This window comes from Sphingopyxis sp. PAMC25046, assembly GCF_004795895.1.
Classification (GTDB): Bacteria; Pseudomonadota; Alphaproteobacteria; order Sphingomonadales; family Sphingomonadaceae; genus Sphingopyxis.
Window position 1 is genome coordinate 834502 of sequence record NZ_CP039250.1, and the last position, 18832, is coordinate 853333.

Consider the following 18832-nt stretch of genomic DNA (forward strand, 5'->3'; position numbering starts at 1 on the left):
GCCGTTACATCTCGATCGTGATGCGTACCTTCGATGGGGTGGTGCCTGCGGCATGGGCGATTTCGGCGCGCATCCGGCCGACGAGGTCGGCGAGATGGTCGCCGCCGGGCGCGCTGTCGCGGCTTAGCAGCTCGGCCGGCGAGGTTCCGAGGAGGTCGGCGAGCGCCTGAAGCCGCGCCAGCCGCGGGCGCGAGCGACCCTGTTCCCAATAGCAGATCGAGGTGACGGTGACGCCGAGCCGGTCGGCGAGATCGGTCTTGCTCAGCCCCCGGCTTCGGCGCAGCCGCGCGAGGCGGTCGCCCAGCACTTCGTAAGACGGGTTGATGTCTGGGTGGGCGGGGATCACGGGGGCGCAACCTTTTCGACTTCGAGGCGCAACATTAGCAAAGTTAAGCATGGTTCGGCTTTCAACATTTCACCGAGCCGGGCGGGAGAAATTGCTGAGGGTTTGGCGGTGCAACGATTGCCGCGATGCCTTGCACTGCCTATCGTCGGGGCATCGGGAGACTGCGATGACCTGTAGGGACGGGCAGCCGGCGGCGAAAAAGCGGCCGCGGATCGAGGATGTGGCGGTGCATAGCGCGCTCAACGACGGCACCGCGGTGTGTCTGCGCACGATCACCCCCGACGACGCGCCGCTGATTCGCGACGGCATCGCCAAATTGTCAGCGGAATCGCGCTATCTTCGCTTTTTCTCGCCCGCACCGGTGCTGCCCGATGCGGTGGTGCGCAAGCTCGCCGATGTCGACGGGCACGATCACATCGCGTGGGGCGCGATCTGCAGCGAATGCCCCGGGCGCCCGCCGATCGGTGCGGTTCATGCGGTGCGGCACCGGGCGGGCGGTCCTGTGGGCGAATTTTCGATCGCGGTGCTCGACGAATTTCAGGGTCAGGGGCTCGCGCGGATGATGGCCGCGGCGCTGCTTTTCCACTGCCGCGCCGAGGGACTCGGCATGCTCGAGGTCCATATGCTGTCGGAAAATGCCCCGGCGCGGCGGCTGGTCAAATCGCTCGGCGCGGCATGGGCGGGCGAGACGGCGGGTGTCGCTCACTATAAGCTCGACGTCGCGGCGGCGATCAATTCGCTGCGTGCCGACGCGGGCGCGCCGGGAGTGCAGGCCGTGCTGCGCGCACTCGAAAGCTAGTCCCCCCCGCCGCCCCGGGTCGCTGGGGACGGCGAGAGGGTGGTCCGTTAGCGGTCGCTGAAAGCGTGTGCTCGTCCCGAACGCGCCATTAACCCTTTTTGCGGGGCGCTGGCGTGACGCCGATCACAGCGCGTGCCGAAAGTGCGGCGCGCAAAACAAAGGGCGCCGGAATCGACCGGCGCCCTTCGCCCTGCCCTTTAGGGAAGGCAGCCCTTATTTCTTCTGCGTGTCGCCGACTCCGGTTTCGGACGGGGCGATCTCGCCATTGTCGTCCATCGCGTTGGCCTTTTCTTCGCCCATTTCCTCGACGACGTCGGCCTTGTTTTCCATGGCCTCCTTCGCGGCGCCTTCGGGCATCGCGTCGGCCTGATCGTCGATCGCGTCGGCCTGGGCCTCGGCCTGATCCTCGACCTTGTCGGCTGCGGGGCTCTGGCAGGCGCCGAGAGCGAGGGCCGAGGTGGCGGCGAGGGTGATGAACATCTTGCGCATATTGAGTGACTCCCAAAGTTGACTCGGGGGCTTAACGCGGGATGAACAATAGGGTTGCAACAAAATTGTCAAGCTGTTGGGAATAAATGGTTTTTATTGTGGCGGGGTGGTCAGCCTCCCGTTTAGACCTTCACCCACACCTGAACCGTCGCCGCGAACTTGCCCGGCGCGGGCGGCGTGATGTCGATGCGCTCGGCGGTGACCAGCTCGCCGGTCGCGAGGTTGAAGCTGGCCCAGGGCTTGGGCATGCGCCCGAAGCTCATCTTCTGGATCGGCTGGCCGGTGGCGGTGTTCATGATCGTCGCGGTGATAGACATGGCGCGCCGGTAGCGGCGCCCCCATCGGCTGTCGAGCCGCGGCCGACAAAAAAAGAGGGCGCCCGAAGCGCCCTCTCTCGTGCCTGGTCCGGTCCCGCGGCCCGTTAGAAGCGCTGTTGGCGCTCGTAAAGGTCGCGGTAATGCTGGATGCGCGTGACGCGCAGCCCGGGCATGCCGCTGCGATCGATCGACCGTTGCCAGCTGGCAAATTCCTCGAGGGTCAGCCCATAGCGTTCGCACGCTTCATCGACGGACAGGAGCCCGCCGTTGACGGCCGCAACGACTTCCGCCTTGCGGCGCACGACCCAACGGGTCGTCGTCGACGGGGGCAGCGAGTCCAGCGTCAGCGGTTCGCCCAAGGGGCCGATGACCTGTGCGGGACGGATTTTCTGATTCTCGATCATGCTCATTCCATATTTGCAACGTCGGAGGGGGGTGTGTCCGACGCTTCATGCTCTAAATCAGAGGGATTCAACATCGATTGAAATCCTCTGGTAAACAGGCCGTTCATAGTTTCGGGCAGGACGTTCGCATCGTCGGACAGATCGAAGAAGCGAACGACGGGAGGAGCCTTTTGTTCCGCCGAACCGCGTTCACCGAGCAGAATGCTCCGAAGGGCGTTAAGCTTTGCCGCATGGCGATCGCGCTGCGCTTGCCCCCGCAGCTGGCGCACCGTCGGCAGCATCGCCTGGCGCGCGCTGGAGACGGCCAGAATGATGTCGAAGCCGGGCTTCGACAGTCGAGCCGCGCCGGCGATGCGCGGAAGATCGGACGGAACGAGGTTCATGCGACTCGTCTAGCCCACAGGAGCTAAGGTCCAGTAAATGCCCGTTTCAGCACCCGTTAGCGAAGCTTAACCCCCGTCAATATATTGACAGGCACGGCGGAAAAGCTGGCATTTTTCTCTCCCTGTCCCTAGATGGCGCCGACGATGATCGAGACGATTTCCTCCCCCGCCGGGCTCGCCCAAGCCGATTTTCAGCTGCCCATGCCGCTGAAAGACAGGCGAATCGTCGTCGCGATGTCGGGCGGAGTCGACTCGAGCGTCGTCGCCGCGCTCGCCGCGCGATCGGGCGCCGAAGTGATTGGCGTGACGCTGCAGCTCTACGATCACGGCGCCAAGGCGAAGCGCGTCGGCGCCTGCTGCGCCGGGCAGGACATTCGCGACGCGCGCGCGGTCGCCGACCGGCTGGGCTTCGCGCATCATGTCTATGACCATGAAAGCCGGTTCCGCGACACGGTGATCGACCAGTTCGCCGACGAATATCTCGCCGGGCGGACGCCGATCCCCTGCGTGCGCTGCAATATGGGGGTGAAGTTCACCGACCTGTTCGCCCTCGCGAAGGATCTGGGCGCCGACTGCCTTGCGACCGGCCATTATGTCCGGCGCGTGATGGGGGCTGCGGGCGCCGAGTTGCACCGCGCGGTCGATCCGGCACGCGACCAGAGCTATTTCCTGTTCGCGACGACGCAGGACCAGCTCGACTTCCTGCGCTTTCCGCTCGGCGGAATGGAGAAGAGCGTTGTGCGCGAGATTGCGCGCGAGCTGGGCCTTGGCGTCGCCAGCAAGCCCGACAGCCAGGACATCTGTTTCGTCCCCGACGGTGACTATGCGACGCTGGTGAAGAAGCTGCGCCCCGAGGCCGACGACCAAGGGGCGATCGTCCATGTCGACGGCCATGTGCTCGGCGCGCACAAGGGGCTGATTCACTACACGGTCGGGCAACGGCGCGGGATCGAGATCGGCGGGCAGGCCGAGCCGCTTTATGTCGTTCGGATCGATGCGGAGAAGAAGGAGGTCGTTGTCGGGCCGCGGCGCGCGCTTGGCGTTTCGGGCGCGCGGCTCGGCGAGGCGAACTGGCTCGGTGCGGTCGAGGGGCGCGCGGTGCTGGCGAAGGTGCGCAGCATGGCGAAGCCGGTGCCGGCGAAGGTCGCGGGCGACCGGCTGATCTTTGCCGAGGCCGAATATGGCGTCGCGCCGGGGCAGGCGGCTGTGTTGTACGATGCGGCTGACAATGCACGCGTGCTCGGCGGCGGCTGGATCGAAGAGACGTTCGCGGCGGAATAGATTGAACTTTCTTCCACGATGCCGCAGCTTGCCGGCAAACAGGGGAGAAATATGATGGTCAACATGGTCTTGCGCGGCGCCGTCCTTCTCTGGGCGGCTTTCTTTGCCATCGTCGGCGCGCGCGGGCTGTTGGATCCCGCGAGCTATACCGAAACCTTCGGCTTCACGATCAGCGGCGTGGCGATCAACACGCTGCGGGCCGATCTGTCGTCCTTCTTTCTCGTCTCGGCGGGCGCGGCCGCGCTCGGCGCCTTGGTCCCGGCGTGGGTGCGCGCGTTGCTGGTGCCCGCTGCGCTTTACGGCGCCGCGCTGGCCGGACGGCTGATCGGCGTCGCGATGGGCGACCCGACCAATTTCGGCATCGTGCAGGGTATGATCGTCGAGGCATTGTCGGTACTGCTGATGATCGGCAGCTGGTGGGTGCTCTCGCGGCCGGCGGTGGCGCCGGTCGATGGGGCGGCCGACTCGGGATATTAGTGTCGCGCGCGGCGGGTTTCGACCGAAACTAGCCGTCGCCCCCGCGAAGGCGGGGGCTGCTAACGGGCTTACTCAGAGGCGCTGCGTAAACCGACAGCGCCCCCGCCTTCGCGGGGGCGACGGTTAAAGGGGGCGTCCGCCCCACTCCTTTGCCGATGCGCTGATAACCGGCGGATTTCGGGCGTTGCTTGTCTTTTTAACCATTGTGTGAGTTATTGCGCGCCGGGTCGCTTCTGTTTTCCTTTGTGGTGGGGAGGAAGCGTATGACAAGCGATGAGGACAAGAGGTTGAGCAGGGACCGGCGGGCGAGTGACCGCCGCGTCGCCGACGACCCCGATTTCAAGGGACCGGATCGTCGCAAGGGCGACCGGCGAACGGGCAAGGATCGTCGCTCCGACTGAGTGCGGCGGCACGCGCGGACAGGAGAAGAATTTTGACCGAACCGCGCGTGCCGCGCCTGAGCGTCGATATCGTGTCCGACGTGATGTGTCCGTGGTGCATTATCGGCTGGCTGAAATTCCGCAAGGTCATCGATCACTTCGCGGGCCGGCTGGATTTCCGCGTCCAGTGGCATCCGTTCGAACTCAATCCCGACATGCCGCCCGAAGGCGAGGATGCGGCAGCGCATGTGATGCGCAAATATGGCATCAGCGCCGAGCAGAGCCGCGCCAATACGGGGCGGCTCGCGGGCATCGCGGACGAATTGGGTTTCGCCTTCAACCGCGGCCCGGCTTTCCGGATGCGCAACAGTTTCGACGCGCACCGGCTGCTAAGCTGGGCGGGGGCGATCGAGGAGCCCGAACAGGATGGCCCCACGGGGGTGCAGACCGCGCTGAAGCTCGCCCTGTTCAAGGCGCATTTCACCGACAATCGCGATGTCGGCGACGTGCAGGTGCTCGCCGATGTCGCGGCATCGGTCGGGCTCGACCGCAACCGCGCGGCGGCGATCCTCGGCTCGGGCGAGTTCGGCGACATGGTGCGCACCGAGGAAGCCTATTGGGCGGACCGGAATATCACCGGCGTGCCCGCCTTCATCCTTGGCGACCGGATGCTGGTTCCCGGCGCGCAGGACCCCGATGTGTTCATCCGCGTGATCGAGAATAAGGTGCTCGCTGCGATAGCCTGAGGAACGGCAGCCGGGGCCGGCGCGTTTTCAGGTCACCCCCTGAAAGGAACCGGCCATGATCGACGACCCCCGCAAACCCCAAGCCGATGCGCCCGAGTCCCGCAATCGCGAGCAGGACGATGAGGCCGCGCAGGCGCAGAGCGTTGCCGAGGCGGCGCGGCGCGAGGCGCGGCTGGAGGACAGCGACAAGAAGCCGAGCGGGGACGCAAGCGACGATGTGCAGGATCTGGTCGACCATATGCGCCAGATGGAGCGGTCGGGCCGCATCGACATGGACGCCTATCGCGGCGAGCGCAGCGACGACGACGAGGATGACGAGCTGGGGCCAAGCGGGGTCGAGGACGGCGAGGGGCGCGGCGGGTCCTGAGTTCACGACCAAAGCGACGCCATAGCGGGCCTGATTCGGCCGGTTGCTCCGCATAGCGGAGCGGCCTCGTCAGGATTTCTCTAAGTTTCTGGCCCCAGGGTCGCGGGCATGGCGGGACCCGATTTTCACTATCCGAGGCGCGGCGCGATGCGTCGGCGCAGACCGGCGCGGGGGTGGCGGCGTCATGTCGGATCGAATCTGTGGCTGACGCCGATCATGGTGGTGGCCTTTGTCGCGGCGCTGGCCACCTTCCAGCGCTTCCCGGCCGGATCGGACGCCGTTCCCGCCGCCGCATTCTTTGCGGGCGAAGGAAAGCGCGGGCGCGATGCGCTCTCGGCTCGCTTCGGCTTTTGCTACCGCGGCGGCGGGCGCGATTGCGTCGTCGACGGCGACACCTTCTGGTTCGCGGGCGAGAAATATCGCGTCGCCGACATCGACACCCCCGAAACGCACCCCGCGCGCTGCGCCGAAGAGGCTGCGCTCGGCGAGGCGGCGACCGGGCGACTTCGCGACTGGCTGAATGCCGGCACGTTCAGCCTCGAAGACACCGGGCGCGATACCGATCGCTATGGGCGCAAGCTGCGCATCGTTACGCGCGACGGCGCAAGCGTCGGGTCGGTGCTTGTCACCGAAGGGCTGGCGCGGCCGTGGGAAGGGCGTCGCCGCCCTTGGTGCTAGTCCTCGCCGGGGGTGCCCCACAGCGCCTCGTGCACCGTGCCGCGGCCGAGCGCGGGTTTGAAGATGAAGGCGAAAAGATAGGTGCCGAGCGCGAGGCTGATCACGATCAGCCCGGCGACGGGATTAACGAGCCCGATGATTGCACCCGTTGCGGCCGAGAGCGAGAGCAAGGTCAGCCGTTTATGCGCCTTGATGTCGTGGCTGCGCCGGTCAGGGTCGCGGCCGACGATCGACAGCGCGACGCGCGCGATCGGCGGCAGCGCAAAGGCGAGCGCCATCCACAGCCAGTGATCGGCATCGTTGCCCGCGTCGAACAGACGGCCTACGAGCCCGGTCGGTGCGCCACCGAACACCCCGATCGCCGCCATGATCGCTGCCATCGCGAGCGTTTCGGCAAGGTCGACCGCGGCTTCGGGCGCACCATAGCGCGGCACGCCGTCGGCGCCGGGGAAAGCCGCGATCGCGCCCTCGCCATATTGGGCGCCGAAATAGAGGAGCATCAGCAGCGCCGCCCAGACGTGCAGCGCGTCGGGAAAGGGGGCGGTGAGCGAGCCGTAGAGGAAGCTGCCGAGGAAGCCGGGATAGATCAGGCTATAGACATAGGTCGGCAGCCGCATCTGGGTCAGGCTTCGGGGCCGGAAGGGTCGGGTTGAGGCGCCGCGCCGTCGGGCGGCGGCAGCGCATCCCTGAGCGGCGCGTTCGGGCCTTCGAGCTGGCGGCCGATGTCCGCGGCGATCAGCTGCGCGACGGGATCGTCGTCGATCGCGGCGAGTTCTTCGCGGCGCGCGGCCAGCGCGGCGGCGCGCTCCGCTTCGGGCAGCTTCGCGACCGCGATATAGAAGCGGACCGTCTGGAGCCATGGCGCGTCGTCGGTCAGCACATCCTCCGCCCAGGGGCTGAACGGCCCGCCCGACACCTGCCACTCGCTGTCCTGCCGGTCGAGGAAGAAGAGCACGCGCGACCCGCGCGGAAAGATGTAGCGGACGCAGGCGCCGGCGAGGCTCTGCGGGTGCGCCTGCTTGAGTTCATAGGGGTTGCTGAGCTGGGCTGCCCGGTCGGTCGCGATCATCGCGGGGAGGGCGATCGGCGCCGAGGGCATCGCGCCCTTGAGCGCCTCGACGGGTTTGATCGCGATCATCTGTTGCCCGGTGTCGTCGGAATCGCCGGCGGTCACGGTGCCGAGCAGGATGAGGTCCGCGTCCTCCACAAGTTCCATATTGGTCGGCACGCGGTAGCCCGGCGCGATCGAGCAGGCGTATGCGCTCAGCGGCGCGGCGACGAGCGCGAGGGCGGCGAGCGAAAGGAGCGAGCGCATCGGCAAAGGCTAGCGTTGCGGAAGCCGGTTGGGAAGCCGGCGCGGCTTTCGGGCGTCCCGTCCTGGCCTATGGAGCCGACTCGCTTTCCATGCGTATCATCGCCAAGCTCCCTCCCCCGGAGCGGCAAGGAGAATGACCATGGCAGAGCATGACCATAGCGCGATCAAGGAAGATATGATTGTCGTCGGCGCCGACGGCGTCCATGTCGGCACGGTCGACCATCTCGAAGGCGAACGCATCAAGCTGACCAAGACGGACAGCGGCGACGGCAAGCATCATTACCTGCCCGCGGGGCTGGTTGCCGCGGTCGAAGGCGACACGGTGCGCCTTTCGGCGAACGCCGCCAATGCGGTCGATCTGTTCGAAGAGGCCGAATAGCCGATCCAGCGAACAACAGAGGGCCGGGCGCGCAATCGGGCGCGTCGGCACCGAACTGGCCCGCCCTTTCCCCTGGGGCGGGCCATTTTCATATGCGGGGCGCCCCGATGATTGGCGAGGTCGGACGGGAAGGGACCGCCGGGCCGGGGTTTTCGCGGAGCTGAAACGGCGAAAGGGAGCCGGCATTCCGGCTCCCTCCCCGATCGCGGACGCGATGCGGTCTCTTAAATCCATGTCTGGCGGGGAGCCAGGTGCACCCGGCTCCCCCAGCGCGCGGCAACATCTCTCCGTGCGGGAGGTCGCCGCGGCTTGTCCCGTATCAGCGCGATTCGACCTCGGCGGTCGTGCGCGCCTGAATCTCGGCGCTCGACAATTTGGTGACGAGGCCGTGGGTGGCGCCGACTGCTCCATGATAGATTTCGGCGAGCGGCACATTGTAAAGCTTGCCGCCGCGGACGACGACCGCGACGTCGCCTTCGACGCTCTGCACCGTGCCGACGCTGCTGCCGTCGGTGCCGTAAAGCTCGGCGCCCGCGCGCACCTGTTCGCGCGTCGCGAGGGTGAGGTTCGCGGCGTCGACGCTTTTCTGGACGGCGCCGTCGACCTGATCGACGGTTTCGCCAACGGGACTGGCCGCGTCCTGAACCGCGGCGCTGCCATCGAGGCCCACCTTTCCGACGAGGTTGACGTTGGCGACGCCGTCGCTGCCCACGGCGGGTGGGAGGGTGGGCGCGGGCGACGCGGCTTGCGCGAGCGCAGGGGGTGCGGCGAGAAGGGCGGGGGCGGTTGCCAGAAGGGCCAGCGCGCCAAGAGCTGGGGGCTTGCGCATCTCTCTCTCCATGATCTGGTCGGCATCGACGCCGCCCCCCGGGGGGGGGGAAGAGGGGCGGCGACGATGCCTTCGCCCGAGAAACCGGCGCAAGCTCCGCTGGTTGCATCGCGCAGCGCCCCGATGCGACGGACGGCCGCATCCGGGCGACGAGTGGCGGAGGCTAGGCCCCCGGCCCTAGTGCGCGCGCGGACGCGGCGGGGCGGCGATCAGCTTGTTGAGCGTCGCGATGCGGCGGCGGGCCTGGGTCCAGTCGCGCTCGGGATGCGCCTGAATCTGGTCGAGGAGGCTTCTCACCTCCTTGCGGCGATTGCCTTCGGTTACGGCCTGCATGGGCTTTCTCCTTTCGAGTCGCAGTATAGCATCGTCTAAGCGAAGCAGCGGGCGTTTCGCCGTGCGGCCGGGGCGGTTAACCCCGGTGGCTGCGCGGCGCGCGGGGCGTGCGGGCCGAAGATCGCAAAGATGGCCCACGCCGCGCAAGCGCCAAAGATCGCAAACATCGCGCGCCGCACGATATTTCATCCGGTCGCGGGGCAGGGAATTCAGCATGTCAAAGAGCCAGCGCGCGAGGCTGGCACGTGGCGGCAATGTAGGAAAGGGGGCGCCGGTCCTATTTCGCGCCGGCGGGCGGATAGGGCGCGGCGGGGGCGTGGTCGTAGCTCAGGCTTTCGGACAGGCGGAAGCGGCCCTCGGCGGGCATCCATTGCCAGACATTCATATATTTGGCGCCGCCGACGAGCGTCCAGCGCGGCGCGCGCGGCGTCCATTCGAAGAAGACATGCGCGCCCTCTTCGAGCGCGCCCCAGTCGCCCATCGGGCGGACGATGCGCGATCCGGGGACGATCTGGCGGCGATTCTTATAGCCTTCGTCCTCGCCGCCGGGCCGGCGTCGCGCGCATTGCCGTTCGAACCCCGCGACCATGTCGGCGCGGTCCTTCGCCGATAGCCCGCCGCGATCGTGGATCATGCGATAGTCGGGGGTGAGCAGGTCGGTCAGCGCCGCCGGCGTGCAGCCCTCGAACGCGGCCCAGAAGAGGCGCGCGTCGTTGTCGGCGATCGCGGCGGTCAGCGCGTCGCCGGTCGGCATCGGGGCGGGGGCGGCGGGTGCCGCGAGCGCGGCGGCGAGGAAAAGCGCGAAGGACATGGCGGAGGGCTCCATACTGTATTGTATATATAATACACTAACGGGGCGCGGACGCAAGATGGGCGGCGCTGCGGACTGGCGCGGGGCGGGGGCGCTTCCTATGTAGGGCGCGCGATGACAGGCGGGGTGAACAGACAGATCGTGATCGGCCGGCTGAAGGCGAAGCCGCTGCTGGCGGGGCAATTGCTGTGCGCGCTCGCCGCGGCGGCGCTGGTCGTGCGGCAGGCAAGCGGCGCGTGGGGCGACGGCGCGGGCGACGTGCTGCGCATGCTGCTGTTCGGCAATCTGCTCGTCACCGCCGCAATCGTGGCGGCGCTGCTCGGCTTTGCCGCCTTTTTTCGCGCGTGGCGGCGGCGCGACGCCTTTATCTGGCACGACGGCTCGCGGCTGTATCGCGGTGCGTCGGACAGCTGGCCGCTGCCGCTGATCCGCGACGTGGTGATTTCGAAGAACGACCTCGGCATCGCGTCGCTGCGGCTGGTCGTCGACGACGACAGCGAGGTGACGCGCGAACTGGTGAAGCTCTACCTGCTCGCCGATTCGCCCGAGGCGGTGCGCGGCGGGGTGATGTTCGCGGTCGCGGGCGTGCGCGGGTTTCCGGCGGGGTCGGCGATGAATTGAGGGGGCGGCCGCGCGCGCCGCGCCGTCAAAGTTCATGAAAGGTCAGCCTCGTCGCGCGCCCACGTGCGCGGCGGTTCGGCGGGCACCGCGTCGGCATCGTCGATATCGTCGCGATGCCAGCGCGGCAGCGCTCCGTCGCACATATCGGCCACCTCCAGCGCCACCGCGAGATCGCCGGGCGCCATCAGCGCTTCGGGTACGGCGGGCGGCGCGGGGTGCAGATGGACCAGCGCCTCGGCCACCGGAGTGACCGCCGGCGCGGGGGCGGTGCCGCGGGCCGCGGCATCGCGAAAACAGTCGGGGCCATAGGCGCGCAGCAGGAACATCAGCAGTCGGTCGCTCTGGCGCAGGCGGCGGCCGACGCGGTTGCCGTCGCGGTCGAACACCGGCTCGTCGGTGCCGACCAGCGCGCGTTCGAAGGCGGCGTCGAGCAATTTCTTCGCCGCCGCATCGATCGCCGCGCCCCACGCGCGGTCGAACGCTTCGGCGCCGGGGGAACGGCGCAGGCGATAGGCGGAGGATTCGGACATGCCGACGGCGCGCGCGGCACTGGCGACCGATCCGCAGTCGGCGAGCGCCTCGATAAAGGCGCGCTGCCGGTCGGGCGACCAGCCGTCCTTGCGGCGCTTTTTCAGCACTGGCACCCAGTCGTAGGCGGCGGGATCGTGGCCGTGTGCGTCGAGCGCGGGGGTGGGTTCGGCGGTGGGGGCGGGGTCCGCGTCGGGCGCGGGGATGGGGGCGATGTGGCTCATCCGCCAGTTTGGAGCATGGCGAGATAATGTAGGAAAGGGGTTTTTGGGGTGGGGTGTGCAAAATAGGATTTGGGGGTGCGGGGCGGCGCGGGGATTGGGCTTCGCACGCGGGCGTGAAGGCGCAGAGAGACAAGAAACGCCACCCCTCTTTCGTCACCCCGGACTTGATCCGGGGTCCATGACACCGGCGCTGCTATGGATGCCGGATCAAGTCCGGCATGACGAATGAGAGAGAGGTGCATAGGGTTTGCGTCACCCACCCAGCGGCGGCAGTCCCAATAGCCTCCCATTTTTGCTATAGAGCAGTATAGAAAATACGGACCTTGGATGTCGAGAATTCTAGCTAGTCTGATACATTTTTCTATTCGTTCAAATGTTAGTTTGGCCACAGTTTCAGGTGGTATTATGTCTTTCCCTTCAAAGGAATGACCAATTTTTTCGTAGGAAATGATCGAACCAAAGGCGATTATATACTTGTTTGGACCAATCCTCAGCGAGAGTCCCGCATTTCGTGAAGCAGCCTAGAGATGTCCCTCAAATGACCGTGAATTCCCTTTAAGAGGATCACTGTCGCGATTTCCGGGCTGATTTCTTGTTCGTGGATTGCCTCGCGATCTATGTCGATGTGGTCGCCCTCATCCCCAAGACCGAACTTGTCGAGGTGATAGATCAAAGTCGGGTCGGACATATCGTTCTCCAAATGAAAAGGCCGCGCTCACTCCTTAGGGGGTGGCGCGGCCTTTTTGCGTTTCGGCTTTGTAACCGGTTTGGTTTTCTCGGGATCGGGAATCGAGAGAAGGCCCTTTAGGGCATCGCCGAGGGAAAGAGGGCCGAGGCTGACAGGCTTTTCGTCAGGCATCAGACAGCCAAGTCATCAAAATCGTCACCGCCTTCTGGCTCCGGATCAGGATCGGCCAAGATTTCCTTGTCCATCTCTAGCTTTTTCAGAAGGCGCTCGATTTCTCGTTCCCCGACGTGGCCAGAGACAATCAGGCGATAGCTCGCCTGTTTGGACAACATACCCGATTGGAGCACCCTTTCATGAACGCTCACAGCTAGCTCCTCCTTCGCGGCACCGCCGCCTCCGAAAATGGATTGAGCAGTGTCAGACCATTTGCGCGCAATTCGATTCTCTTCAATGTCGCGCGCCGCCGGAGAGTGCATTTCCGCAACCGGCTCCACTGGAGAGCGTTTATACGCCCCCAGATTCTCGGTTACAAGGTCGAAACTGGCGAGATAGATAGATGCTGCCTTTTCTGCGCCATCCGGATTAAAGCCAGCCTTGTTGAGCCACCATTTCAGCGTCTCATAGCTCGGTTTGTCAGCGTATTCGGATTGAATGCGCTGAAACATGGGGGGCGTTTCAAACACCCGACGCAAGGCTTCACGGCGGTCTTCGCTTTCAGACGGAGCCTCAAGAATTGCAATGGCATCGGAACTCACGGCCAAGCCATCGCCTCGGCCTTCTAAAAGCCCATAGGCGCGCAACGCAGCGATCTTGCCTAGGGATCGGCCATTCACACTACTGTAGCCAAGATGCGTTGCAGCGGCCTCCTTGGGGAATTGCCCCCGCTTTTCCTTTTTCAGAATCTCGGCAATGTCTGCGATCGCTTCGCCCAGATCGATAACCGGGAAGTTCGGGCTACGTGTTTTCGCCATACAGTCCTCCTGTCACTCTCGCGCCACTAGAGCAGGGAGAGAAAGAAAGCAAGTGGAAAGCGATTGCGTCTTTTCCACCTTGCCGCGTAACCGGCTTGAAGGTATAGGGCCGAAAGTGGATTATGGGTCCACGGAGAATCGACAGGAGGAATCGTCATGCCGCCACCCACCAGATAGCCCACGCGCCGCGAAAAACTGACTTGCGCTGTGGGCGAGGCCTGAGGGTCAGGCCGGATCGCGAGAGCTGGAACCTCTCAACGACCCGGTGGGCAAACCCATTTAACCGACTGTGCCCCCGTGGCGGAAACGGAAGACGCGCCAGCATAGGATGCTGGTGGCCTTTAGCCTTCCCGGTTCGACACCGGGCGGGGGCACCATTTTAATAGCATGGATCGTTATGGCACTCAACTTCTACCCTCGAGCCGGCCAGGTTTTAATGTGCAGCTTTTCTGGTTTCGTGGAGCCGGAAATGATCAAGCCGCGCCCCGTGGTGGTCGTTTCGCCGAGACTCCCGCGCCGTTCTCAGATTGTCACCGTAGTGCCGATCAGTCTCACTGAGCCCGTCCCGTTGATGCCTTATCAGGTTCGCCTTTCAAAGAATTATCACCCTGACGAGCCGGACGATTTACCGTGCTGGGCGATAGCGGACCATGTGATGAATCTGGGGCTATATCGGTTGAGCGGGTTTAAGATCGGACGCCGGAAATGGGCCACTCCGCAAATGACCGGAGATGACCTAGCCGCCGTTCGCGACGGCGTGCTTCATGGGCTTGGCATGTTTCCGGTTGCGAAACCTTAACTGGATTCCTATATGGTGAGCATTCCCGGTCATCGGGCTTTAAGACCTAGCTTGCTAGGCAGGTTGTTCACCGTGCGATGACAAGCGCAGAGCAGCCTAGATATTGTCAATGTCCAAAGCCCCGCTGGAAACGGCGGGGCTTTGTCATTTAGGCGATGGTATCAGAGTATGTCAGGCGCTTGCCAATCGCAGTTTCGATCACGCGAACGGCGCGCTCGCCATCGGTGGTCGAGCGCGTATTCCAACGGCGGTCAAACTCTGCAAGATAGCGCGGAAGGTGCTTGTCGCTCACATGATGGAACGCGCCGATAATGCCGCGCTTCAACAGGCTGTGATGCACCCGCCGTCGGCGTTTGCCATCGCGGACACGTCCTTTAGAAACTCGTGGCGGTCTCTGTCGGATCTTCCTGGGAGAGCCGATTTGAATTCAAGTTGTTGGGCCTCAGCCGCTCGACCGAGCACGAGTTCCTGCAAATCGGAGTATTGACTAACCTTGCTTCTAGGTATGGCGCTTACTCCGAAGACTGATCTATCTAGCCCTAATTCTAAACCGAAAACCCCCCAGCATTCCGCCGGTTCGAGCTTGCCGCGAGCACCTTCTTGCCCGTCGGGGTCAGCGCCCATTTGGCGCCCTGTTTCACCACCAGCCCCAGCGTGACGAGTTCGTCGCGGATCGGGTCGGTGGGGAGTTGGGGGCGGCGGTTCGAGAGGCCTTCGAGCGTCGCGCGTTGCGGCTGGCTGAGGATGAGGAGTTTTTCTTTTTTCTTTTCGGTCATTTTTGGCCTCTGGCTTCTTGTCTGGTGTCGCGGGTGAGCGGTTCGGCCCGCCCCGCTGCGACTAGCGAACAAGTTCGCAAGTCTCGCTGCCCCTCCCATAAAGGGAGGGGTTTGAAAGTGCTTATTCGGCGGCGATGCCGGCCTTGGCGAACATGTCGTCGCCGTCGCTTTCGGGCTCGCCGGCCGCGGCGCTATCGTCGTTCGCTTTCGCCTTCTTGCGGTTGTCGAAGCTCGACCAGACGGTGTTCCAGTCGCCGCGCGTCGCACCCTTGCTATATTCGGTCGCGCGCGTTTCGAAGAAGTTGGCGTGCTCGACGCCGTTCAGCAGCGGGGCGAGCCAGGGGAGCGGGTGTTCGTCGATCATGTAGATCGGCTGGAACCCGAGCTGCCCGAGACGCCAGTCGGCGATGTAGCGGATGTAGCGCTTGATCTCCTTCGGCGTCATGCCGGGGACGGGGCCCTGTTCGAACGCGAGGTCGATGAACGCATCCTCGAGCCGCACCGTCTTCTGGCAGGTGTCGATGATGTCTTCCTTCACCGCCTTGGTCAGGCAGCCGCGTTCCTTCACGAAGGTGTGGAACAGCTTGATGATGCCCTCGCAGTGGAGGCTCTCGTCGCGGATCGACCAGCTGACGATCTGGCCCATGCCCTTCATCTTGTTGAAGCGCGGGAAGTTCATCAGCATCGCGAAGCTGGCGAAAAGCTGGAGCCCTTCGGTGAAGCCGCCGAACATCGCGAGGGTGCGCGCGATATCCTCGTCATTCTCGACCCCGAAGGTGCCCATATAGTCGTGCTTGGCGCGCATCTCGTCATATTCGAGGAACATGCCATACTCGCTTTCGGGCATGCCGATCGTGTCGAGCAGATGGCTGTACGCCGCGATGTGCACCGTTTCCATGTTGCTGAACGCGGTCAGCATCATCTTGATCTCGGTCGGCTTGAATACGCGGCCGTATTTTTCGTGGTAGCAATCCTGCACCTCGATATCGGCCTGGGTGAAGAAGCGGAAGATCTGGGTGAGCAGGTTGCGCTCATGGTCCGAAATCTTCTGCGCCCAGTCGCGGCAATCCTCGCCCAGCGGCACTTCCTCGGGCACCCAGTGGATCTGCTGCTGGCGCTTCCAGAAATCGAACGCCCAGGGATATTCGAAGGGCTTGTAGGTCTTGCGGGCTTCCAAAAGCGACATCGGCTTACTCCAATCGAAACTCGGTCCAAATCCCCTCTCCCCTTGTGGGAGAGGGAGGGGCCCAAGGCGTCAGCCTTGGGAGGGTGAGGGGGTGTCGGCCCCGTTCTCCCTCATCCAGCCCTGCGGGCCACCTTCTCCCACAAGGGGAGAAGGGAGGGTGGACGCGATCGAGGCCAATACGCCCTCCAGATTCGTCATCACATCGTCATTCCAGAAGCGGATCACCCTGTATCCCTCACCTTCGATGAAGCGTGTCCGCGCTTCGTCTTGGGCGACCGCTTCGCCATGCTGTCCTCCGTCGATCTCGATCACCAGCCCCGCGGCGTGCGATGCGAAATCGGCGAAAAAGGGCCCGAGAGCTTGCTGGCGGCGGAACTTCGCGAGGGGAAAAGCCTCTCGCAAGGCGCGCCACATGCGCTTCTCGGCATCGGTGGCGTCGCGTCGGAGCTGGCGTGCTCTTTCGGTCGTCCACCGGGGGAGGCCGGCCTTGCGGCCTCTTCCCCTCACCCTCCCATCGCCGCTCAAGCGGCGACGGGCCCCTCCCTCTCCCACAAGGGGAGAGGGGTCATATTCACTGGCACGCCAGACACTCGTCGTAATCGGTGCTGCCCGCCAGTTCGAACTTCGCCGCCTCGGGCGTGTTGTCGGCCTCGACCCCGCCCGCGAAGCCGGCGCGCTGCACCGATTTCGAGCGGAGATAATAGAGCGATTTGATGCCGAGTTCCCACGCGCGGTAGTGGAGCATGAGCAGGTCCCATTTCTCGACGTCCGCCGGGATGAACAGGTTCAGCGAGGCGGCCTGATCGATATAGGGCGTGCGGTCGGCGGCGAGTTCGAGCAGCCAGCGCTGGTCGATCTCGAAGCTCGTCTTGTAGCAGTCCTTCTCGTCCTGCGTCAGGAAGTCGAGGTGCTGGACGCTGCCGCCGCGTTCGAGGATCGAGTTCCAGATCGCGTCGCTGTTCTTCGCCTTGTCGACGAGCAGGGCTTCCAAGTGCGGGTTGCGGATCGAGAAGCTGCCCGAGAGCGTCTTGTGCGTGTAGATGTTCGCCGGGATCGGCTCGATGCACGCGCTGGTGCCGCCGCAGATGATGCTGATCGACGCCGTCGGCGCGATCGCCATCTTGCAGCTGAAACGCTCCATCACGCCCTGATCGGCGGCGTCGGGGCAGGGGCCGCGCTCGTTCGCGAGCAGCATCGAGGCGGCGTCGACCTGCGCGCGGATATGCTTGAAGACGCGGAGGTTCGACGATTTCGCCATCGCGCCCTCGAACGGCAGGCCGCGCGCCTGCAGGAAGCTGTGGAAGCCCATGACGCCAAGGCCGACCGAGCGTTCGCGGCTCGCGCTGTACTTGGCGCGCGCCATTTCGGGCGGGGCGCGGTCGATATAGTCCTGGAGGACATTGTCGAGCATGCGCATGACATCCTCGATGAAACGCTTGTCGCCGTTCCACTCGTCCCAGGTTTCGAGGTTGAGCGACGAGAGGCAGCAGACCGCGGTGCGATCGTTGCCGAGATGGTCGCGGCCGGTGGGCAGGGTGATTTCGGAGCAGAGGTTCGAGGTCGTGACCTTGAGCCCGAGGTCGCGATGATGCTTGGGCATCATGCGGTTCACCTGATCGATGAAGATGATGTAGGGCTCGCCCGTTGCGAGGCGCGTCTCGACGAGCTTCTGGAACAGCCCGCGCGCGTCGACGGTGCCGCGGACGCTCTGGTCCTTGGGGCTGCGCAGGTTGAATTCGGCGCCGTCGCGGACGGCCTCCATGAACTCGTCGGTGATGAGCACGCCGTGGTGGAGGTTGAGCGCCTTGCGGTTGAAGTCGCCCGACGGCTTGCGGACCTCGAGGAACTCCTCGATCTCGGGGTGCGAGATGTCGAGATAGCAGGCGGCCGAGCCGCGGCGGAGCGAACCCTGGCTGATCGCGAGGGTCAGGCTGTCCATCACGCGGACGAAGGGGATGATGCCGCTGGTCTTGCCGTTCAAACCGACGGGTTCGCCGATGCCGCGCACCGCGCCCCAATAGGTGCCGATGCCGCCGCCGCGGCTCGCGAGCCAGACATTCTCGTTCCACGTGCCGACGATGCCCTCAAGGCTGTCGTCGACCGAATTGAGGTAGCAGCTGATCGGGAGGCCGCGCCCGGTGCCACCGTTCGACAGCACGGGGGTCGCGGGCATGAACCACAGCTTCGAGATATAGTCGTAGAGGCGCTGCGCATGGTCCTGATCGTCGGCATAGGCGTCGGCGACGCGCGCGAAGAGATCCTGATACGATTCGCCGGGGAGGAGATAGCGGTCCTGCAGCGTTTCCTTGCCGAAGTCGGTGAGCAGCGCGTCGCGGCTCGCGTCGGTCACGATGTCGAAGCGGCGCGCGTGAACCTTGGGCTCGCTGCCGTCGTTGAGCTTCGCAGCAGACTTCGGCTCGGGCGCCGAATCATTCTTCGATTCGCCCTTCGCTTCGGAGGCCGCCGGAGCGTCATTCTTCGCCAGTTCCATCGTCGCCACGTCGCTCGTCTCCACCCGTTCGCTTTCCCGAAAATCCATCGCATTCGCCCCCGATCTAAACGCGCACATGGGTGCGCTTTGTTCCTGTCTTGTTCGACTCAGGGCGAAGCCCCGATCCTAGCATCTAAACCCGTCCACGGGGCACTTTTTTTGGGCGCAGCAAGGGTTTTTCCGGGTCCATATGCGATGGACGACGGAAATCCGC

General features: G+C 64.8%; 26 protein-coding genes, 1 tRNA gene and 1 pseudogene. 10 read left to right on the forward strand and 18 right to left on the reverse strand.

Annotated elements, in window-relative coordinates; translation table 11 throughout:
- Positions 1–4: 4 nt before the first annotated feature.
- Entirely contained in the window at positions 5–346 is a 342-nt protein-coding gene (locus E5675_RS03830; RefSeq protein ID WP_052182168.1) for a helix-turn-helix transcriptional regulator, read from the reverse strand.
- Between the two features lie 166 nt (positions 347–512).
- Here E5675_RS03830 and E5675_RS03835 point away from each other — a divergent pair, with 166 nt between their 5' ends.
- Positions 513–1145: a GNAT family N-acetyltransferase gene (locus E5675_RS03835; RefSeq protein WP_136173414.1), complete on the forward strand. Its 633-nt coding sequence runs from the start codon at positions 513–515 to the stop codon at positions 1143–1145.
- Positions 1146–1358: 213 nt separating this feature from the next.
- Here the strand turns inward: E5675_RS03835 and E5675_RS03840 are convergent, their stop codons facing one another.
- The 4 genes from E5675_RS03840 to E5675_RS03855 all read right to left on the reverse strand — a co-directional run bounded on the left by E5675_RS03840 (position 1359) and on the right by E5675_RS03855 (position 2738).
- Positions 1359–1634: a hypothetical protein gene (locus E5675_RS03840; protein ID WP_136173415.1), complete on the reverse strand. Its 276-nt coding sequence runs from the start codon at positions 1632–1634 to the stop codon at positions 1359–1361.
- Between the two features lie 122 nt (positions 1635–1756).
- Complete coding sequence (locus E5675_RS03845; protein ID WP_136173416.1) at positions 1757–1951, reverse strand: hypothetical protein; 195 nt, start codon at positions 1949–1951, stop codon at positions 1757–1759.
- A gap of 104 nt (positions 1952–2055) precedes the next feature.
- Positions 2056–2355 carry a DUF1153 domain-containing protein gene (locus E5675_RS03850; RefSeq protein WP_136176326.1) on the reverse strand — a complete coding sequence of 100 codons (300 nt, stop codon included), beginning with the start codon at positions 2353–2355 and terminating at the stop codon, positions 2056–2058.
- Positions 2356–2357: 2 nt separating this feature from the next.
- Entirely contained in the window at positions 2358–2738 is a 381-nt protein-coding gene (locus E5675_RS03855; protein ID WP_136173417.1) for a hypothetical protein, read from the reverse strand.
- Positions 2739–2882: 144 nt separating this feature from the next.
- Here E5675_RS03855 and mnmA point away from each other — a divergent pair, with 144 nt between their 5' ends.
- The 5 genes from mnmA (at position 2883) to E5675_RS03875 (ending at position 6667) form a co-directional block, all read left to right on the forward strand.
- A complete protein-coding gene (mnmA, locus tag E5675_RS03860; RefSeq protein ID WP_247594771.1) occupies positions 2883–4019 on the forward strand; it encodes a tRNA 2-thiouridine(34) synthase MnmA in 1137 nt (378 codons plus the stop codon).
- Positions 4020–4070: 51 nt separating this feature from the next.
- Positions 4071–4496 carry a hypothetical protein gene (locus E5675_RS03865; RefSeq protein WP_247594772.1) on the forward strand — a complete coding sequence of 142 codons (426 nt, stop codon included), beginning with the start codon at positions 4071–4073 and terminating at the stop codon, positions 4494–4496.
- Between the two features lie 433 nt (positions 4497–4929).
- On the forward strand, positions 4930–5622 hold the full coding sequence (locus E5675_RS03870) for a DsbA family oxidoreductase (RefSeq protein WP_136173419.1): 693 nt from the start codon (positions 4930–4932) through the stop codon (positions 5620–5622).
- A 55-nt stretch (positions 5623–5677) separates the two neighbouring features.
- Entirely contained in the window at positions 5678–5989 is a 312-nt protein-coding gene (locus E5675_RS21390) for a hypothetical protein (RefSeq protein WP_168707783.1), read from the forward strand.
- Positions 5990–6136: 147 nt separating this feature from the next.
- Positions 6137–6667 (forward strand): thermonuclease family protein, encoded by a 531-nt coding sequence (locus E5675_RS03875; RefSeq protein ID WP_210727606.1) that lies wholly within the window; start codon positions 6137–6139, stop codon positions 6665–6667.
- On the opposite strand, the gene E5675_RS03880 is transcribed toward E5675_RS03875, so the two are convergent.
- Both E5675_RS03880 and E5675_RS03885 read right to left on the reverse strand, forming a co-directional pair.
- On the reverse strand, positions 6664–7284 hold the full coding sequence (locus E5675_RS03880) for a hypothetical protein (RefSeq protein ID WP_136173421.1): 621 nt from the start codon (positions 7282–7284) through the stop codon (positions 6664–6666). The two genes, E5675_RS03875 and E5675_RS03880, sit on opposite strands and share 4 nt — an antisense overlap.
- A 5-nt stretch (positions 7285–7289) precedes the next feature.
- On the reverse strand, positions 7290–7982 hold the full coding sequence (locus tag E5675_RS03885) for a hypothetical protein (protein WP_136173422.1): 693 nt from the start codon (positions 7980–7982) through the stop codon (positions 7290–7292).
- 139 nt (positions 7983–8121) lie between these two features.
- Between E5675_RS03885 and E5675_RS03890 the strand changes: the two genes are divergently transcribed.
- Complete coding sequence (locus E5675_RS03890; RefSeq protein ID WP_136173423.1) at positions 8122–8361, forward strand: DUF2171 domain-containing protein; 240 nt, start codon at positions 8122–8124, stop codon at positions 8359–8361.
- A gap of 319 nt (positions 8362–8680) precedes the next feature.
- On the opposite strand, the gene E5675_RS03895 is transcribed toward E5675_RS03890, so the two are convergent.
- The 3 genes from E5675_RS03895 to E5675_RS03900 all read right to left on the reverse strand — a co-directional run bounded on the left by E5675_RS03895 (position 8681) and on the right by E5675_RS03900 (position 10334).
- The gene (locus E5675_RS03895) at positions 8681–9190 is read right to left on the reverse strand and encodes a hypothetical protein (RefSeq protein ID WP_136173424.1); all 510 of its coding nucleotides are present in this window, start codon (positions 9188–9190) and stop codon (positions 8681–8683) included.
- 177 nt (positions 9191–9367) lie between these two features.
- Positions 9368–9523 (reverse strand): hypothetical protein, encoded by a 156-nt coding sequence (locus E5675_RS21395; protein ID WP_168707784.1) that lies wholly within the window; start codon positions 9521–9523, stop codon positions 9368–9370.
- 277 nt (positions 9524–9800) lie between these two features.
- Positions 9801–10334, reverse strand: coding sequence for a DUF4440 domain-containing protein (locus tag E5675_RS03900; RefSeq protein WP_136173425.1), 534 nt, complete (start codon positions 10332–10334; stop codon positions 9801–9803).
- 126 nt (positions 10335–10460) lie between these two features.
- Between E5675_RS03900 and E5675_RS03905 the strand changes: the two genes are divergently transcribed.
- Positions 10461–10955, forward strand: a complete 495-nt coding sequence (locus E5675_RS03905; protein WP_247594773.1) for a hypothetical protein — start codon at positions 10461–10463, stop codon at positions 10953–10955.
- 32 nt (positions 10956–10987) lie between these two features.
- Here the strand turns inward: E5675_RS03905 and E5675_RS03910 are convergent, their stop codons facing one another.
- From E5675_RS03910 to E5675_RS03925, 3 genes are all read right to left on the reverse strand, one after another.
- The gene (locus tag E5675_RS03910; protein ID WP_136173426.1) at positions 10988–11707 is read right to left on the reverse strand and encodes a hypothetical protein; all 720 of its coding nucleotides are present in this window, start codon (positions 11705–11707) and stop codon (positions 10988–10990) included.
- A 490-nt stretch (positions 11708–12197) separates the two neighbouring features.
- Positions 12198–12395: a hypothetical protein gene (locus E5675_RS03920; RefSeq protein WP_136173428.1), complete on the reverse strand. Its 198-nt coding sequence runs from the start codon at positions 12393–12395 to the stop codon at positions 12198–12200.
- A 170-nt stretch (positions 12396–12565) separates the two neighbouring features.
- Positions 12566–13366, reverse strand: coding sequence for a hypothetical protein (locus E5675_RS03925; RefSeq protein WP_136173429.1), 801 nt, complete (start codon positions 13364–13366; stop codon positions 12566–12568).
- 291 nt (positions 13367–13657) lie between these two features.
- Here E5675_RS03925 and E5675_RS03930 point away from each other — a divergent pair.
- Positions 13658–13743: transfer RNA gene (locus E5675_RS03930), tRNA-Pro, on the forward strand.
- A gap of 20 nt (positions 13744–13763) precedes the next feature.
- Complete coding sequence (locus E5675_RS03935; RefSeq protein ID WP_168707785.1) at positions 13764–14165, forward strand: type II toxin-antitoxin system PemK/MazF family toxin; 402 nt, start codon at positions 13764–13766, stop codon at positions 14163–14165.
- 148 nt (positions 14166–14313) lie between these two features.
- Here E5675_RS03935 and E5675_RS21400 read toward each other — a convergent pair.
- The 5 genes and pseudogenes from E5675_RS21400 to E5675_RS03960 form a co-directional block, all read right to left on the reverse strand.
- Positions 14314–14496, reverse strand: a pseudogene (locus E5675_RS21400) (transposase); the annotation flags it as partial.
- Between the two features lie 214 nt (positions 14497–14710).
- Positions 14711–14941, reverse strand: coding sequence for a hypothetical protein (locus tag E5675_RS03945; RefSeq protein WP_136173431.1), 231 nt, complete (start codon positions 14939–14941; stop codon positions 14711–14713).
- Positions 14942–15062: 121 nt separating this feature from the next.
- A complete protein-coding gene (locus E5675_RS03950; RefSeq protein WP_136173432.1) occupies positions 15063–16127 on the reverse strand; it encodes a ribonucleotide-diphosphate reductase subunit beta in 1065 nt (354 codons plus the stop codon).
- A 69-nt stretch (positions 16128–16196) separates the two neighbouring features.
- The gene (locus E5675_RS03955; protein WP_247594774.1) at positions 16197–16541 is read right to left on the reverse strand and encodes an endonuclease domain-containing protein; all 345 of its coding nucleotides are present in this window, start codon (positions 16539–16541) and stop codon (positions 16197–16199) included.
- A 157-nt stretch (positions 16542–16698) separates the two neighbouring features.
- Positions 16699–18666: a ribonucleoside-diphosphate reductase subunit alpha gene (locus E5675_RS03960; RefSeq protein WP_210727607.1), complete on the reverse strand. Its 1968-nt coding sequence runs from the start codon at positions 18664–18666 to the stop codon at positions 16699–16701.
- Positions 18667–18832: the final 166 nt, after the last annotated feature.

Excerpts from the sequence above, each read along its gene's own strand:
- E5675_RS03865 (WP_247594772.1), top strand. The coding sequence starts at position 4,071 with ATGATGGTCAACATGGTCTTGCGCGGCGCCGTCCTTCTCTGGGCGGCT.
- E5675_RS03960 (WP_210727607.1), bottom strand. The coding sequence starts at position 18,666 with ATGGATTTTCGGGAAAGCGAACGGGTGGAGACGAGCGACGTGGCGACG.
- E5675_RS03890 (WP_136173423.1), top strand. The coding sequence starts at position 8,122 with ATGGCAGAGCATGACCATAGCGCGATCAAGGAAGATATGATTGTCGTC.
- E5675_RS03875 (WP_210727606.1), top strand. The coding sequence starts at position 6,137 with ATGCGTCGGCGCAGACCGGCGCGGGGGTGGCGGCGTCATGTCGGATCG.
- E5675_RS03950 (WP_136173432.1), bottom strand. The coding sequence starts at position 16,127 with ATGTCGCTTTTGGAAGCCCGCAAGACCTACAAGCCCTTCGAATATCCC.
- E5675_RS03880 (WP_136173421.1), bottom strand. The coding sequence starts at position 7,284 with ATGCGGCTGCCGACCTATGTCTATAGCCTGATCTATCCCGGCTTCCTC.
- mnmA (WP_247594771.1), top strand. The coding sequence starts at position 2,883 with ATGATCGAGACGATTTCCTCCCCCGCCGGGCTCGCCCAAGCCGATTTT.
- E5675_RS03840 (WP_136173415.1), bottom strand. The coding sequence starts at position 1,634 with ATGCGCAAGATGTTCATCACCCTCGCCGCCACCTCGGCCCTCGCTCTC.
- E5675_RS03920 (WP_136173428.1), bottom strand. The coding sequence starts at position 12,395 with ATGTCCGACCCGACTTTGATCTATCACCTCGACAAGTTCGGTCTTGGG.
- E5675_RS03895 (WP_136173424.1), bottom strand. The coding sequence starts at position 9,190 with ATGCGCAAGCCCCCAGCTCTTGGCGCGCTGGCCCTTCTGGCAACCGCC.
- E5675_RS03955 (WP_247594774.1), bottom strand. The coding sequence starts at position 16,541 with ATGTGGCGCGCCTTGCGAGAGGCTTTTCCCCTCGCGAAGTTCCGCCGC.
- E5675_RS21395 (WP_168707784.1), bottom strand. The coding sequence starts at position 9,523 with ATGCAGGCCGTAACCGAAGGCAATCGCCGCAAGGAGGTGAGAAGCCTC.
- E5675_RS03850 (WP_136176326.1), bottom strand. The coding sequence starts at position 2,355 with ATGATCGAGAATCAGAAAATCCGTCCCGCACAGGTCATCGGCCCCTTG.
- E5675_RS21390 (WP_168707783.1), top strand. The coding sequence starts at position 5,678 with ATGATCGACGACCCCCGCAAACCCCAAGCCGATGCGCCCGAGTCCCGC.
- E5675_RS03845 (WP_136173416.1), bottom strand. The coding sequence starts at position 1,951 with ATGTCTATCACCGCGACGATCATGAACACCGCCACCGGCCAGCCGATC.
- E5675_RS03925 (WP_136173429.1), bottom strand. The coding sequence starts at position 13,366 with ATGGCGAAAACACGTAGCCCGAACTTCCCGGTTATCGATCTGGGCGAA.
- E5675_RS03945 (WP_136173431.1), bottom strand. The coding sequence starts at position 14,941 with ATGACCGAAAAGAAAAAAGAAAAACTCCTCATCCTCAGCCAGCCGCAA.
- E5675_RS03910 (WP_136173426.1), bottom strand. The coding sequence starts at position 11,707 with ATGAGCCACATCGCCCCCATCCCCGCGCCCGACGCGGACCCCGCCCCC.
- E5675_RS03900 (WP_136173425.1), bottom strand. The coding sequence starts at position 10,334 with ATGTCCTTCGCGCTTTTCCTCGCCGCCGCGCTCGCGGCACCCGCCGCC.
- E5675_RS03855 (WP_136173417.1), bottom strand. The coding sequence starts at position 2,738 with ATGAACCTCGTTCCGTCCGATCTTCCGCGCATCGCCGGCGCGGCTCGA.
- E5675_RS03835 (WP_136173414.1), top strand. The coding sequence starts at position 513 with ATGACCTGTAGGGACGGGCAGCCGGCGGCGAAAAAGCGGCCGCGGATC.
- E5675_RS03935 (WP_168707785.1), top strand. The coding sequence starts at position 13,764 with ATGGCACTCAACTTCTACCCTCGAGCCGGCCAGGTTTTAATGTGCAGC.
- E5675_RS03885 (WP_136173422.1), bottom strand. The coding sequence starts at position 7,982 with ATGCGCTCGCTCCTTTCGCTCGCCGCCCTCGCGCTCGTCGCCGCGCCG.